Source organism: Paraburkholderia sp. J8-2, from assembly GCF_905220195.1.
GTDB lineage: Bacteria > Pseudomonadota > Gammaproteobacteria > Burkholderiales > Burkholderiaceae > Paraburkholderia.
The window spans coordinates 375,265-389,225 of record NZ_CAJMZA010000004.1 but is presented as its reverse complement, the minus strand read 5'-3'; the positions used below and the strand labels follow the sequence as shown (position 1 = coordinate 389,225).

The window sequence follows — 13,961 nt, the reverse complement described above, 5'->3', positions numbered from 1 at the left end:
GTGTTTGATCCTTTTCGTTGTCGCCCGTCCGGCATGCCGGCGGGCATCGCCTCATGAGTAGCGACACCGTTCCTCCCGCCCCCGCGGTTTCCGCCGATACCGGCGCGCTGCCGTCGCTCGACGACGCGCTTGCGTTCGTGCGCGAGCACGCCGGCGACGCACGTCTTTCCACCGGCGAGCCGCTCATCGAGCACGCGCAGGGCACGGCGTCCATCATGAGCCGGCTCAACGTCGATCCGCCTGCCGTGCTCGCCGCGGCGCTCTTCAATCTCGCGCCGCATCTCGACGATCCGGAAGCCACGCTCGAAGCGCGCTTCGGCGCGGAAGTCGCCAAGCTGGTGTTCGACGTGCGCAAGCTGTTGCGGCTTGGCAGCGTGAGCCTGCGGGCGGCGCAGCAGGCCGTGCCCGAAGCCGGCCGCGAAGGGCGCGACGCCCAGGCGGCGCGGCGCGCGCAGGTCGAGTCGTTGCGCAAGATGCTGCTCGCGTTCGCGCAGGACATCCGCGTCGTGCTGATCCGGCTCGCGTCGCGCCTGCAGTCGCTGCGCTTTTATGCGGCGGCCAAGATCACGCCCGCGCCCGAGATCGCGCACGAGTCGCTCGAAATCTACGCGCCGCTCGCCAACCGGCTGGGCATCTGGCAACTCAAGTGGGAACTCGAAGATCTCGCGTTCCGCTTTCAGGAGCCCGCTACCTACAAGCGCATCGCGAAGCTGCTCGACGAAAAGCGCGTGGAACGCGAGAGCTACGTGGCCGAGGCGATCGCGCGGCTGCAGAGTGAGCTTGCCGCCGCGCATATCCCCGCCGAAGTGAGCGGGCGGCCCAAGCACATCTACAGCATCTGGAAGAAGATGCGCGGCAAGGAGATCGACTTCTCCGAGCTTTACGATGTGCGCGCGTTCCGCGTGATCGTGCCCGACATCAAGGATTGCTACACGGTGCTCGGCATCGTGCACAACCTCTGGCAGCCGGTGCCGAAGGAGTTCGACGACTACATCTCGCGGCCCAAGCCCAATGGATATCGCTCGCTGCACACCGTCGTGATCGGCGACGACGGCCGCGCGTTCGAGGTGCAGATCCGCACGCAGGAGATGCATCAGTTCGCCGAGTACGGCGTGGCCGCGCACTGGCGCTACAAGGAGGCCGGTGCGAAGGGCTACGGCGGCCAGTTCAGCGCAAGCAGCAGCTACGACGAGAAGATCGCGTGGCTGCGCCAGTTGCTTGCCTGGAAGGACGATGTCTCGGACGCTCGCCAGCCGTGGGAGCAGTTGCGCCAGGCCACGCTCGACGACGACCACATCTATGTTCTCACGCCCCAGGCGCGCGTGATCGCGCTGCCGCAAGGCGCGACGCCGCTCGACTTCGCGTATCACCTGCACAGCGAACTGGGCCATCGCTGCCGTGGCGCGCGCGTGGACGGCGCGATGGTGCCGCTGAACACCCAGCTTCGCAACGGCCAGACGGTCGAGATCGTTTCGGTGAAGGAGGGCGGGCCGTCGCGCGACTGGCTCAATCCGCAGCTCGGCTATCTGCATAGCCCGCGTGCGCGCCAGAAGGTGCGCGCGTGGTTCAACGCGATCGAAGCGCAGGAAAACATCGCCAACGGCCGCGCGATGGTGGAAAAGACGCTGCAGCGCGAGGGCCGCACGTCGGTCAATCTCGATCAGCTCGCGGCCAAGCTCGGCTTCAAGTCGCCCGACGATCTCTTCAGCGTGGTCGGCAAGGAAGAGTTCAGCCTGCGCAATGTCGAGCACGCATTGCACGACGCGCCCGCGGCCGAGCCCGAGGAGGAAACGCCCGAACAGCTCACCAAGCGCGCGAGCGGCGCGAACGTCGCGCATGGCGGGTCGTCGGGCGTGCTGGTGGTCGGCGTGGATGCGCTGCTGACCCAGCTCGCGCGCTGTTGCCGGCCCGCGCCGCCCGACGCGATCAGCGGTTTCGTCACGCGCGGCAAGGGCATGTCGATTCATCGCAGCGATTGCCCGACGTTCCTGCGCATGGCCGACCGTGCGCCCGAGCGCGTGCTGCATACCACCTGGTCCGCCGACGTGATGGGCGGGCGCGGCCAGTCGGTCTACCCGGTCGATATTTCGATCGAGGCCACTGACCGCCAGGGTTTGCTGCGCGACATCTCCGAAGTGTTCGCGCGCGAGAAGATGAACGTGATCGGCGTGAAGACGCAGTCGCGCCGCAATGCGGCGTACATGCAGTTCACGGTGGAAGTGTCGAATTCCGCGCAGATCCAGCGCGCCTGCGTGCTGCTGGGCGAGGTGGGCGGGGTGCAGCGGGCGTCGCGCAAGGGCTGAGGCGGCCAGAATTGGCGCGCTGCAAAAAAAGCTTGCCAAGTCTGCGGGTACTTCATATAATCTTTCTTCTTCAGGCTCGTAGCTCAGCTGGTTAGAGCACCACCTTGACATGGTGGGGGTCGTTGGTTCGAGTCCAATCGAGCCTACCAACGAAATCGAGGTCGCGGCGGTGGTTTTGCCGAGGCTTCACATGCAGTAAAAAGCGCTCTGCGCTCAAGGCGACTACGGTTATGACACCGCGAACGTTTACCGAAACTACTTCGGAGCGACGCTAGTCGAGGACCTCTTTCGCCTCTGCAGTCTGGTTTGAAAAGTGAATGCGGCCCCTCGAAAGCGGGGCCGCATTTTTTTTCGCTGCGAAGTTTTCCGCGGTCTGTTCCCACGAACAATACGATGTGCCTTCGCGGCACTTCTGGAGAAAAACATGGTTGCGATACGTCTGCCCGACGGTTCGGTTCGACAGTACGATCATCCCGTCACGGTCGCCGAAGTGGCGGCTTCGATTGGCCCCGGCCTCGCCAAGGCGGCGCTCGGCGGCAAGCTCGACGGCGAACTGGTCGATACGTCGACGCTGATCGATCGCGACGCATCGCTCGCCATCGTCACGGACAAGGATGCCGACGGCCTCGACATCATCCGTCACTCCACGGCCCACTTGCTCGCCTACGCGGTGAAGGAGCTGTATCCGGAAGCCCAGGTCACGATCGGGCCGGTCATCGACAACGGTTTCTACTACGACTTCGCGTACAACCGTCCCTTCACGCCCGAAGATCTTGAAAAGATCGAAAAGCGCATGCAGGAGCTCTCGAAGAAGGATGAGCCGGTGTCGCGCCGCGTTGTCACGCGCGGCGAAGCCGTGGACTACTTCAAGAGCATTGGCGAGAAGTACAAGGCCGAGATCATCGAGTCGATTCCGGGTGCGGAAGAGATCAAGCTGTACTCGCACGGCGGCTTCACGGACCTGTGCCGCGGCCCGCACGTGCCGTCCACGGGCAAGCTCAAGGTCTTCAAGCTCATGAAGGTCGCAGGCGCGTACTGGCGCGGCGACTCGAAGAACGAGCAGCTGCAGCGCATCTACGGCACGGCCTGGACGAAGAAGGAAGACCAGGACCAGTACCTCCATATGCTCGAAGAAGCCGAGAAGCGCGATCACCGCAAGCTCGGCAAGCAGCTCGATCTGTTCCACATGCAGGACGAGTCGCCGGGCATGGTGTTCTGGCACCCGAAGGGCTGGACGCTGTGGCAGCAGGTCGAGCAGTACATGCGCGGCCGCCTGCGCGTGGCTGGCTACGACGAGATCAAGACCCCGATGATCATGGACCGTTCGCTCTGGGAAGCGTCGGGTCACTGGCAGAACTATCGTGAAAACATGTTCACGACGGAGTCGGAAAAGCGCGATTACGCGATCAAGCCGATGAACTGCCCGGGCCACGTCCAGGTGTTCAATCACGGCCTGCGCTCGTATCGCGATCTGCCCCTGCGTTACGCCGAGTTCGGCTCGTGCCACCGCAACGAGGCGTCGGGCGCGCTGCACGGCCTGATGCGCGTGCGCGGCTTCGTCCAGGACGATGCGCACATCTTCTGTACGGAAGACCAGATCATCAGCGAGTCGATCGCCTTCAACACGCTGGCGATGAGCATCTACAAGGATTTCGGGTTCGATCACATCGACATCAAGTTGTCGCTGCGCCCGGATTCGCGCGCGGGGACGGATGAGACGTGGGATCGCGCCGAGCAGGGCCTGCGCGAGGCGCTCACGGCCTGCGGCCTGCAGTGGGAAGAGCTGCCGGGCGAGGGCGCGTTCTACGGTCCGAAGGTCGAGTACCACATCAAGGACGCGCTCGGCCGCTCGTGGCAGTGCGGCACGCTGCAGCTCGACATGGTGCTGCCGGAGCGCCTCGGCGCCGAGTACGTGGCCGAAGACAACAGCCGCCGCCGCCCGATCATGCTGCACCGCGCCATTCTTGGTTCGATGGAGCGTTTCCTCGGCATTCTGATCGAGCACCATGCCGGCGCGATGCCGCCGTGGCTCGCTCCGGTGCAGGCCGTTGTGATGAATATCGCGGAAAGTCAGGCCGAATATGCCGCGAATCTGGTCCAATCGTTGCAAAAACAAGGGCTTAGAGTGGTAGGCGATTTGCGCAACGAGAAAATTAGCTATAAAATACGCGAGCACACGCTTGAGAAGGTCCCGTACCTGCTTGTCGTCGGCGACAAGGAGCGTGAAGCACAAACGGTAGCCGTGCGTGCCCGTGGCGGCGTCGATCTGGGTGTCATGCCTGTCGATGCCTTTACAGCGCGTCTTGCGGAAGACGTCAAGACGTTCAGGTAAGCCACTGCGGCAGCGCGGCTCGTTTTTTTAATTTTTAGAGGAAACGTAACATCGCTACGGATAAGTCGCATCGCATCAACGGTGAAATCACTGCACCCGAGGTGCGTCTCGTCGGAATCGAGAACGAGCCGCTCGGCATCGTAAAGCTGGCCGATGCGTTCCGCATGTCGGAACAGCAGGACGTCGATCTGGTTGAAATTGCTCCTCAGGCGGTGCCTCCTGTATGCCGCTTGATGGACTACGGCAAGTTCAAGTACCAGGAATCGAAGAAGCAGCACGAGGCCAAGCTCAAGCAGAAGGTCATCCAGGTCAAGGAAGTCAAATTCCGCCCGGGTACCGATGACGGCGATTACAACGTCAAGCTGCGTAATCTCGTCCGCTTCCTCGAAGATGGCGACAAGACGAAGATCACGTTGCGTTTCCGGGGCCGCGAAATGGCTCACCAGGAAATCGGTATGCGTATGCTCGAGCGCCTGCGCACCGACCTCGATGAAGTCGGTCAGGTCGAGCAAATGCCGAAGATGGAAGGGCGCCAGATGATCATGGTGCTCTCGCCGAAGAAGAAGAAGTAATTGGCGGGCTGCGCGGGTGTTCGATGCGCGGCGGCCGAAAGCAGTTTTCAATGACGTCTTCGACGCTATTGCGTCGAAGGCGGCAAGCAGGTTCCGGAACGGCGCCCGCGCGCTGCACGTGAAGTGCGGCAAACGGGCGTTTTTCCTGAAAGCGGCGGCGAGCTTGTTTTTCAAAAAGCCAGCCAGTCGCCAAAACAAGTGGAGTGGGTTTCGAAGGGCGGAAGTCCCGGCAAGGTGTGTGAACACCGCGCCAACCGCACACCCATGTCCATCAAATAATGGAGTAGTCTGTCATGCCGAAGATGAAGACCAAGAAGAGCGCTGCAAAGCGCTTCGTGGTTCGTCCGGGCGGTACCGTCAAGCGCGGTCAAGCCTTCAAGCGTCACATCCTGACGAAGAAGACCACCAAGAACAAGCGTCATCTGCGTGGTGCAACGGCCGTTCATGATTCCGATCTGAACTCCGTGCGCGCAATGCTGCCGTTCGCGTAATCCTCAACCGATAACTCATAGGAGCGAAACATGCCTCGAGTCAAACGTGGGGTTACCGCACGGGCCCGCCACAAGAAGATCATCAACCTGGCCAAGGGTTACCGCGGCCGTCGCAATAACGTCTACCGCATCGCCAAGCAGGCGGTCATGCGCGCTGGCCAATACGCCTACCGCGATCGCCGCAACAAGAAGCGTGTGTTCCGCGCACTGTGGATCACGCGTATCAACGCGGCGGTGCGTCAGCACGACATGACCTACAGCGTGTTCATCAACGGCCTGAAGAAGGCTTCGATCGAACTCGACCGTAAGGTTCTGGCTGACATGGCTGTGTTCGACAAGGCTGCATTTGCTGCGATCGTCAAGCAGGTGAAGGCCGCCGTCGCTGCCTGATAGCAGGTATTGCGCAGGTTCGTTGCAGCAGCGTCCGGTTGTTTCGGTGATGCTGCAACAAAAACGGGGCTCCTCACCGAGCCCCGTTTTTGTTGGTAATTACGCTTCTTGCGCCGCTTCATGCAGTGCCTTCGCGCCGTCATTGCCACGCTCGATCATCGCGGGTCGTGATGGCGCATCGCTGCGCTAAGTCTCAAACTCTGACGCTGAAAAGATGGGATCAATGGATCTGGACCAGATTGTCGCCGACGCGCAAGGCGCGTTCGCTTGCGCCCCCGACGTCAACACGCTTGAAAACGAAAAGGCCCGTTTTCTCGGCAAGTCCGGTGCGCTGACCGAACTGCTCAAGGGTCTCGGCAAGCTCGACCCGGAAACGCGCAAGACCGAAGGCGCGCGCATCAACGCCGTCAAGCAGCAGGTGGAAGCCGCACTCAACGCGCGCCGCCAGGCGCTCGCCGACGCGCTCCTGAACCAGCGTCTCGCCGCCGAGGCGATCGACGTCACGCTGCCGGGTCGCGGCACGGGTACGGGCAGCCTGCACCCCGTGATGCAGACGTGGGAACGCGTCGAGCGCATCTTCGGCTCGATCGGCTTCGACGTGGCCGACGGTCCCGAGATCGAAACCGACTGGTACAACTTCACCTCGCTCAACAGCCCGGAAAACCATCCGGCGCGCTCGATGCAGGACACGTTCTACGTGGACGGCAAGGACGCGGATGGCCGTCAGCTTTTGTTGCGCACGCACACGAGTCCGATGCAGGTGCGCTATGCGCGCACGCACACGCCGCCTATCAAGGTGATCGTGCCGGGCCGCACGTATCGCGTTGACAGCGACGCCACGCACTCGCCGATGTTCAACCAGGTCGAAGGCCTGTGGATCGAAGAGAACATCAGCTTCGCTGACCTGAAGGGTGTCTACACCGACTTCCTCAAGAAATTCTTCGAACGTGACGACATCAAGGTGCGCTTCCGTCCGTCGTACTTCCCATTCACGGAGCCCTCGGCCGAAATCGACATGATGTTCGAGCAAGGCAAGAACGCCGGCAAGTGGCTCGAGATCTCGGGTTCGGGCCAGGTGCATCCGAGCGTGATCCGCAACATGGGCCTCGACCCGGAGCGCTACATCGGCTTTGCGTTCGGCAGCGGCCTCGAACGCCTGACGATGCTGCGTTATGGCGTGCAGGATTTGCGCCTGTTCTTCGAAGGCGATCTGCGCTTCTTGCGTCAGTTCGCCTGAACGGAGCGACGCACTCGCTTGCAGAGCGCGAGGCGGACGCAGCACTGGATGAAGGTGCGCGAGAACCCGCTTCGCGACGGTCACAATCTGTCTGGAACGTAAAACCAAATGCTATTCCCCGAATCCTGGCTGAGAAGCTTTGTCGATCCGAAGCTCACGACCGATGAACTGGCCCACGCGCTCACGATGGCCGGCCTCGAAGTCGAAGGCCTGAGCCCGGCCGCGCCGCCCACCACGAAGATCGTCGTGGGCCGCGTGCTCGAAGTCGTGAAGCACCCGGACGCGGACAAGCTCAACGTCACGCAGGTCGATGCCGGCACCGGCGCGACGCTGCAGATCGTGTGCGGCGCGCCCAATGTCGCTCCGGGCATCAAGGTGCCCGTGGCGCTCGTGGGCGCCGAACTGCCGCCCGCGGAAGAGGGCGGCAAGCCTTTCGCGATCAAGCTCTCGAAGCTGCGTGGCGTGGAAAGCCAGGGCATGCTGTGCTCGGCGCGCGAACTGAAGCTCTCGGAAGACCACAGCGGCCTGATGATCCTGCCGGAAGACACGCCGATCGGCCAGGACATCCGCGAAGCGCTGAACCTCGACGACACCATCTTCGAAATCAAGCTCACGCCGAACAAGGCCGATTGCCTTTCGGTGTACGGCATCGCGCGCGAAACGGCTGCGATCACCGGCGCGCCGCTGCAGGCGCCCGTGTATCCGAAGGTCGAAGTGAAGCTCGATGAAAAGCTGCCCGTGACGATCTCGGCGCCGGACCTATGCGGCCGCTTCTCGGGCCGCGTGATCCGCGGCGTGAACGCGCACGCGAAAACGCCGCTGTGGATGGTCGAGCGTCTCGAGCGCTCGGGCCAGCGCAGCATCTCGGCGCTCGTCGACATCTCGAACTATGTGATGCTCGAACTGGGCCGTCCTTCGCACGTGTTCGATCTCGACAAGATCCACGGTTCGATGGACGTGCGCTGGGGCAAGAAGGGCGAAACGCTCAAGCTGCTCAACGGCAATACGGTCGAAGTCGATGAAACGGTCGGCGTGATCGCCGACAACCGCGAGATCGAAAGCCTTGCAGGCATCATGGGCGGCGACAGCACGGCCGTCACGCTCGACACCACGAACATCTATCTCGAAGCCGCATTCTGGTGGCCGGACAGCATTCGTGGCCGCTCGCGCCGCTACAACTTCTCGACCGATGCAGGCCATCGTTTCGAGCGCGGCGTGGACTGGTCGACGACGGTCGAGCACATCGAGCGCATCACGCAACTGATCCTCGACATCTGCGGCGGCGCAGCCGGCCCGATCGACGATCAAACCGTGAACGTGCCCAAGCGCGAGCCGGTGACGATGTGCGTCGCGCGTGCGAACCGCATCATCGGCGTGAAGATCAGTGCCGACGAGATCGCGCAAATCTTCACGCGCCTTGGTCTCACGTTCACGCGCAGCGTGGACAATGCGGGCGACGAGCGCTTCAGCGTGACGCCGCCGCCGTACCGTTTCGACATCGAGATCGAAGAAGACTTGATCGAAGAAGTCGCGCGTATCTACGGCGTCGAAAAGATTCCCGCGCTGCCGCCGGTGGCGCGCAGCGAAATGCGCGCGACCAACGAAACGCGCCGCTCGATTCACGCCATTCGTCACGCGCTTGCCGCGCGCGATTACGCTGAAACGATCAACTTCAGCTTCGTCGACGCCGAGTGGGAGCAGGACTTCGCGGGCAACGCGAATCCCGTGAAGCTGCTGAACCCGATCGCGAGCCAGCTCTCGGTCATGCGCACGACGCTGTTCGGCAGCCTCATCAACGTGCTGCGCCATAACCTGAACCGCCGCGCCGACCGCGTGCGCGTGTTCGAAGCAGGCCGCGTGTTCCTGAACGATCCGTCGATCAAGGCCGGCGAGATGGCGGTGGAAGGTTTCGCACAACCGAAGATGATTGGCGCACTCGCCTACGGTTCCGCGCTCGAAGAGCAGTGGGGCGCGCAGACGCGCGGCGTCGACTTTTTCGACGTGAAGGGCGATCTCGAAGCGCTGTTCGCATCGCTTGGCGCGGCCAAGGCGCCGCGTTTCGTGAAGGCCGAGCACCCGGCGCTGCATCCGGGACGTAGCGCGCGCATCGAAGTCGATGGCAAGTCGGTGGGTTGGATTGGCGAGCTGCATCCGCGCTGGATGCAGAAGTACGACCTGCCGCACGCACCGATGCTCTTCGAGGTCGAGGCCGACGCACTGATGGCGCGCGAGCTGCCCACGCCTACCGAAGTCTCGAAATTCCCGCCGGTCCGTCGCGACATCGCACTTGTTGTCGATCAAAAGATCGAGGTGCAAGCACTGCTCGACGAGTTCCAGAAAGGCATGCAAGACGAGGCTTGCCGGATTGTGCAGAGGGTTGCGCTTTTCGATGAATTTCGTGCAAAATCAAATACTTCCGGACTTGGCGCGGACGAGAAAAGCCTTGCCTTCCGGGTGACCCTGCAAGATACTGGCGGAACCCTTCAGGACGAAACGGTCGATGCGGCCATCAAGTCCCTGGTGGATCGCCTGGCTCGAGTGTATGGCGCCCGGTTGCGCGGATAAGCTCCTCGGCTCATCACGTACCGACATCGCTTTCTGGTTTGCGAGGTTGCAGATCAACTTCGCAACCGGAAGCGCGCCATTTCATAGATAGATGAACGAAATGAACTCGAGTGATTTCGAAGCCCTTCTTGCGGCACAGCGTAGCGCCATGATTCGCGACATTCCTGCCTCGTCGGCAAGCGCCACGAACGACACGCCCACGCTGACCAAAGCCGAACTCGCAGAGCTGCTGTTCGACAATGTTGGGCTCAACAAGCGCGAAGCGAAAGACATGGTCGAAGCCTTCTTCGAAGTGATTCGCGACGCGCTGGAAAGCGGCGACAGCGTGAAGCTGTCCGGCTTCGGCAATTTCCAGTTGCGCGACAAGCCGCAACGCCCCGGCCGTAATCCGAAAACGGGTGAGGCGATCCCCATCGCGGCGCGTCGCGTGGTGACGTTCCATGCGAGCCAGAAGCTCAAGGCGCTCGTGGAGAGCGGCGCCGAGGCAAGCTTCCCGCGTTGATGCGTTGAGCTTGTCTGCCCGCGGCGGTGGCAATATGGCGGGCGTGAACGAATAAGTAGAAAGAGCGGACTTCAAGGACCCAGGCGGCGACGCCTCATTGCGCAACCACCACGACGGCAAACCGGCGATGACATCGACAAGCGAAAAGGTCGTCTTGCCTCCCATACCCGCCAAGCGCTACTTCACCATTGGCGAGGTGAGCGAGCTGTGCGGCGTGAAGCCACACGTACTTCGGTATTGGGAGCAGGAGTTCACGCAGTTGAAGCCGGTGAAGCGGCGCGGCAATCGCCGCTATTACCAGCATCACGAGGTATTGCTGATCCGTCGCATTCGCGAACTGCTTTACGAGCAGGGCTTCACGATCAACGGCGCGCGCAATCGGCTCGATTCCCATGGGGCGGCGGCCGATGAAGCGGGGCAGTCGGAAGCGGTGGGTGCGCAAGCTTCTGAAGGCACGACAGCGCTCGTCGACGTCGACCAGTTGCGCAAGGAATTGCTGCACGTGCTCGATGCGCTCGGGCGTTGATACACCTCTCAGAACGCATGCATGTGAGTCGTTCACGAATTACGTGCGAAGCGGTTCTAATTAGAGAAACTCTCTGTTATACTTTCTAGCTCTCGGGGCGTAGCGCAGCCTGGTAGCGTACCTGCATGGGGTGCAGGTGGTCGGAGGTTCAAATCCTCTCGCCCCGACCAGAAAATAGAGCCCGCGTAATCGAAAGATTACGCGGGCTTTGTCTTTTGGCGCGCTGCAAAACAGGTGGCGCGATGACACCGCAAGATCCGGCTGTCAATTTTTCTCACATATCGGTGAGAATCCTTCGTTATACGGCGCGTGCCGCTCGCCTTACGATACGCGTACTTCGCGCCCGTGATACGTCGCATCGCGCGCCCGCGCGCAACCCCATACAGCGTCACTTCACATGAACCCGATCGAACTCGTGCAGCTGGTCATCCTCGCCGCCCTATGGGGCGGGTCGTTTCTGTTCATCCGTGTCGGCGTGACCGATTTCGGCGTCGCGCCGCTCATGGCGCTGCGCGTTGGCATCGGCGCGTTGTTCCTTCTGCTCGTGCTGTTCTCGCGGCGCCCTGCACGCGAAGCGCTCGGCACGCTGCGCGAACGCGCATGGCCGCTCTTCGTCGTCGGCATCCTCAATTCGGCCGCACCGTTCTGCCTTTTCGCGTGGGCCGAGCTTACGCTCTCCGCGGGCGTTACGTCTGTGATCAACGCGACCACGCCGCTGTGGGGCGCAGTCGTTGCGTATGTCTGGCTCAAGGATCGTCTGAGCGGGTTGCGTGTGGTCGGGCTGGCAATCGGATTCGCGGGTGTGCTCGCGCTCGTCTGGGATCAGGTCGTGACGCACGCCGGCGACGGCGCGTCCTCCACGAGCGCCGTACTCGCCGCCCTTGCTGCGCTGGTCGCAGCGGCGCTGTACGGCGTGGCTGCGAGCTACACGAAGCGTCATCTCACGGGCGCCGATCCGCTCACGGTCGCTGCCGGGACGATGACGGGCGCGACTCTCGTGCTCGCGCCTATCGCTTTGGTCACCTGGCCCGCAGCGCCCGTCTCACTGCATGCGTGGGGCGCGGTGCTCGGCCTGGGCGTAGCGTGTACGGGTGTCGCCTATCTGTTGTTCTTCAGGCTGATCGCAGCCGTGGGCCCGGCGCGCGCAATCACGGTGACGTTCGTGATCCCTATCTTCGGCATTCTGTGGGGCGCGCTCTTTCTCGGCGAGCGCGTGTCGATGGGCATGGTCGAAGCGTGCGCGGCGATTCTGGTGGGCACGGCGCTCGCGACTGGCTTCGTGAAGCGCTTGCCGGGCTTCACCGCGCGTCGCAGCGGAGCAGGCGCGGAGCGCTAGCAAGACAGCGCATAGTGCGTTGCGTGCGCTGTGCGCGCCGCGCGGCACACTGCCTTGCGCGCAGGATCCACGAAATCGCGCGGCGACTGGCGTCGCGCGTTTTTCACACCTTCCAGCTTGCTCAAGCCACCGCACGCGGCGCGGCTTTGACTTCCTTCTCACGACCGCTGCGCCCAATCGGCAACGTTGCCACAATCATCGCTCCCAGCACGAGCAGCACCGCGGAATAGATGAGCCCCGCCGCATAGCTGTGCGTCGCATCCTTGAGCCAGCCCACGACGAGCGGATTGGCCGCCGAACTGATATTGCCGATCGCATTGATCACCGCGATGCCCACCGCGCGCGCTTGCGGCGTGAACGCCTGATCGGGCGTGGTCCAGAAGATCGACATCGCCGTGTACGACCCCGCCGATGCGAGGCACACGCCGAGCAGCTGCACGAGCGGTGCGCCGCCTTGCGCCGTCAACACGCAGCCAATCCCCGAGAGCAGCATCGGCGCGGCAAGGTGCCATTTGCGTTCCTGGCGCCGGTCCGAGCGGCGGCCCCACGCGATCATCGCGACGATCGTGACGAGCTGCGGAATCGTCGCGACGAGGCCCACGGTGACGTTGCTCGCCCCTGCGCTGAAACCCTTCACGATCAGCGGCGCCCACACGGCGACCATGGCGAGTGTGTTGACGAGGCAGAAGTACGCCGCCGCGAAGCGCAGAACCACCGGCGAGCGCAGTTGCTGCCAAAGGCTGCGTTCGTTCGCTGCGTGCGCCGTGGTCGAAGCGAGCGCGTCGTCGGCCGGCTCGGCGAGCGCGGCTTCGAGCGTGCGTTTTTCCTCCACGCTGAGCCAGCGCGCGGCGCGTGGCGTGTCGTCCAGGTAGAGGAACGCCACGCAGCCGAGCAGTGCAGCCGGCATGCCTTCGAGCACGAAGAGCCATTGCCAGCCGGCCAGTCCTGCATGGCCGTCGAGCTTGAGGATATAGCCCGAGACTGCAGAGCCGAGTGCAGCCGTCACGGGCATGGCGATCATGAAGAGGGCATTCGCCCGCGCGCGCCACGCGCTCGGGAACCAGCAGGTCAAATAGAGCAGCATGCCGGGCAAGAAGCCTGCCTCGGTCACGCCAACCAGCATACGCAGCCAGTAGAGCGTGGTGGCGTTGGTGGCGAACATCGTCGCGGTGGAGGCGAGGCCCCACGCAATCATGATGAAGCTAATCCAGCGGCGCGCGCCGATGCGCGCGAGCATGAGATTGCCCGGAATGCCGCATGCGATATAGGCGACGTAGAAGAGGGTGGTGGCGAAGCCGAACTGCGTGCTCGTCAGGCCGAGGTCTTTCATCATCGTCAGGCCTGCGAAGCCGATGTTGATGCGGTCGAGAAACGACACGACGAACAGCAGGAACAGGAAACCGAGCAAATGGCGCGAGACCTTGCGGGTGACCTGTTCGGTGGCGGCTGCGCAGTTTGACTGCGTTTGCGCGGACGTGTGCGGCACGCGCGAAGCATGCCCTTGCGGGATTGGGCTCATGTGTCTCCTCCTAAGCACCGGGACGTGAGCGTGGCAAGGCTTATGGCGTTGTTGTTTGCCGCGGATCACAATTCACGCGGATTATGCGAGGGGCGCGCGCGCCGTCTGTCCTCAATTTGGGTACAGCCGAGCTTTAAGCCCTTCATCGCGGCGGGCGTGGGCTTTCTCTTTCTCTCGCCTGTACGGCA

11 protein-coding genes and 2 tRNA genes are annotated in these 13,961 nt (G+C 62.9%); 12 read left to right on the top strand and 1 reads right to left on the bottom strand.

Annotated features, from left to right (window positions below; translation table 11 throughout):
- The first annotated feature begins 53 nt into the window (after positions 1 to 53).
- The 12 genes from U5A52_RS13015 (at position 54) to U5A52_RS12960 (ending at position 12,254) form a co-directional block, all read left to right on the top strand.
- Positions 54 to 2,303 (top strand): bifunctional (p)ppGpp synthetase/guanosine-3',5'-bis(diphosphate) 3'-pyrophosphohydrolase, encoded by a 2,250-nt coding sequence (locus U5A52_RS13015; RefSeq protein ID WP_321934956.1) that lies wholly within the window; start codon positions 54 to 56, stop codon positions 2,301 to 2,303.
- 72 nt (positions 2,304 to 2,375) lie between these two features.
- A tRNA-Val gene (locus U5A52_RS13010) sits at positions 2,376 to 2,452 on the top strand.
- 275 nt (positions 2,453 to 2,727) lie between these two features.
- Positions 2,728 to 4,635, top strand: coding sequence for a threonine--tRNA ligase (thrS, locus tag U5A52_RS13005; protein ID WP_321934955.1), 1,908 nt, complete (start codon positions 2,728 to 2,730; stop codon positions 4,633 to 4,635).
- Between the two features lie 50 nt (positions 4,636 to 4,685).
- Positions 4,686 to 5,207 (top strand): translation initiation factor IF-3, encoded by a 522-nt coding sequence (infC, locus tag U5A52_RS13000; RefSeq protein WP_158759059.1) that lies wholly within the window; start codon positions 4,686 to 4,688, stop codon positions 5,205 to 5,207.
- A gap of 293 nt (positions 5,208 to 5,500) precedes the next feature.
- Positions 5,501 to 5,698 carry a 50S ribosomal protein L35 gene (gene rpmI, locus U5A52_RS12995; protein WP_004191477.1) on the top strand — a complete coding sequence of 66 codons (198 nt, stop codon included), beginning with the start codon at positions 5,501 to 5,503 and terminating at the stop codon, positions 5,696 to 5,698.
- A gap of 30 nt (positions 5,699 to 5,728) precedes the next feature.
- Positions 5,729 to 6,088, top strand: a complete 360-nt coding sequence (rplT, locus tag U5A52_RS12990; RefSeq protein ID WP_004192938.1) for a 50S ribosomal protein L20 — start codon at positions 5,729 to 5,731, stop codon at positions 6,086 to 6,088.
- Between the two features lie 223 nt (positions 6,089 to 6,311).
- Positions 6,312 to 7,325 carry a phenylalanine--tRNA ligase subunit alpha gene (gene pheS, locus U5A52_RS12985; RefSeq protein ID WP_321934954.1) on the top strand — a complete coding sequence of 338 codons (1,014 nt, stop codon included), beginning with the start codon at positions 6,312 to 6,314 and terminating at the stop codon, positions 7,323 to 7,325.
- Between the two features lie 108 nt (positions 7,326 to 7,433).
- Positions 7,434 to 9,890: a phenylalanine--tRNA ligase subunit beta gene (gene pheT / locus U5A52_RS12980; protein ID WP_321934953.1), complete on the top strand. Its 2,457-nt coding sequence runs from the start codon at positions 7,434 to 7,436 to the stop codon at positions 9,888 to 9,890.
- Between the two features lie 91 nt (positions 9,891 to 9,981).
- Entirely contained in the window at positions 9,982 to 10,392 is a 411-nt protein-coding gene (locus U5A52_RS12975; protein WP_028204248.1) for an integration host factor subunit alpha, read from the top strand.
- 127 nt (positions 10,393 to 10,519) lie between these two features.
- Positions 10,520 to 10,918, top strand: coding sequence for a MerR family transcriptional regulator (locus U5A52_RS12970; RefSeq protein ID WP_321909087.1), 399 nt, complete (start codon positions 10,520 to 10,522; stop codon positions 10,916 to 10,918).
- A 93-nt stretch (positions 10,919 to 11,011) separates the two neighbouring features.
- Positions 11,012 to 11,088: transfer RNA gene (locus tag U5A52_RS12965), tRNA-Pro, on the top strand.
- Between the two features lie 227 nt (positions 11,089 to 11,315).
- The gene (locus U5A52_RS12960) at positions 11,316 to 12,254 is read left to right on the top strand and encodes a DMT family transporter (RefSeq protein ID WP_321909085.1); all 939 of its coding nucleotides are present in this window, start codon (positions 11,316 to 11,318) and stop codon (positions 12,252 to 12,254) included.
- A gap of 121 nt (positions 12,255 to 12,375) precedes the next feature.
- Here the strand turns inward: U5A52_RS12960 and U5A52_RS12955 are convergent, their stop codons facing one another.
- Positions 12,376 to 13,773, bottom strand: a complete 1,398-nt coding sequence (locus tag U5A52_RS12955) for an MFS transporter (protein ID WP_321934952.1) — start codon at positions 13,771 to 13,773, stop codon at positions 12,376 to 12,378.
- Positions 13,774 to 13,961: the final 188 nt, after the last annotated feature.

What these genes read in the sequence shown, in the direction of transcription:
- U5A52_RS13015 (WP_321934956.1), top strand. Translation starts at nt 54, where the DNA reads ATGAGTAGCGACACCGTTCCTCCCGCCCCCGCGGTTTCCGCCGATACC.
- thrS (WP_321934955.1), top strand. Translation starts at nt 2,728, where the DNA reads ATGGTTGCGATACGTCTGCCCGACGGTTCGGTTCGACAGTACGATCAT.
- rpmI (WP_004191477.1), top strand. Translation starts at nt 5,501, where the DNA reads ATGCCGAAGATGAAGACCAAGAAGAGCGCTGCAAAGCGCTTCGTGGTT.
- rplT (WP_004192938.1), top strand. Translation starts at nt 5,729, where the DNA reads ATGCCTCGAGTCAAACGTGGGGTTACCGCACGGGCCCGCCACAAGAAG.
- pheS (WP_321934954.1), top strand. Translation starts at nt 6,312, where the DNA reads ATGGATCTGGACCAGATTGTCGCCGACGCGCAAGGCGCGTTCGCTTGC.
- pheT (WP_321934953.1), top strand. Translation starts at nt 7,434, where the DNA reads ATGCTATTCCCCGAATCCTGGCTGAGAAGCTTTGTCGATCCGAAGCTC.
- U5A52_RS12975 (WP_028204248.1), top strand. Translation starts at nt 9,982, where the DNA reads ATGAACGAAATGAACTCGAGTGATTTCGAAGCCCTTCTTGCGGCACAG.
- U5A52_RS12970 (WP_321909087.1), top strand. Translation starts at nt 10,520, where the DNA reads ATGACATCGACAAGCGAAAAGGTCGTCTTGCCTCCCATACCCGCCAAG.
- U5A52_RS12960 (WP_321909085.1), top strand. Translation starts at nt 11,316, where the DNA reads ATGAACCCGATCGAACTCGTGCAGCTGGTCATCCTCGCCGCCCTATGG.
- U5A52_RS12955 (WP_321934952.1), bottom strand. Translation starts at nt 13,773, where the DNA reads ATGAGCCCAATCCCGCAAGGGCATGCTTCGCGCGTGCCGCACACGTCC.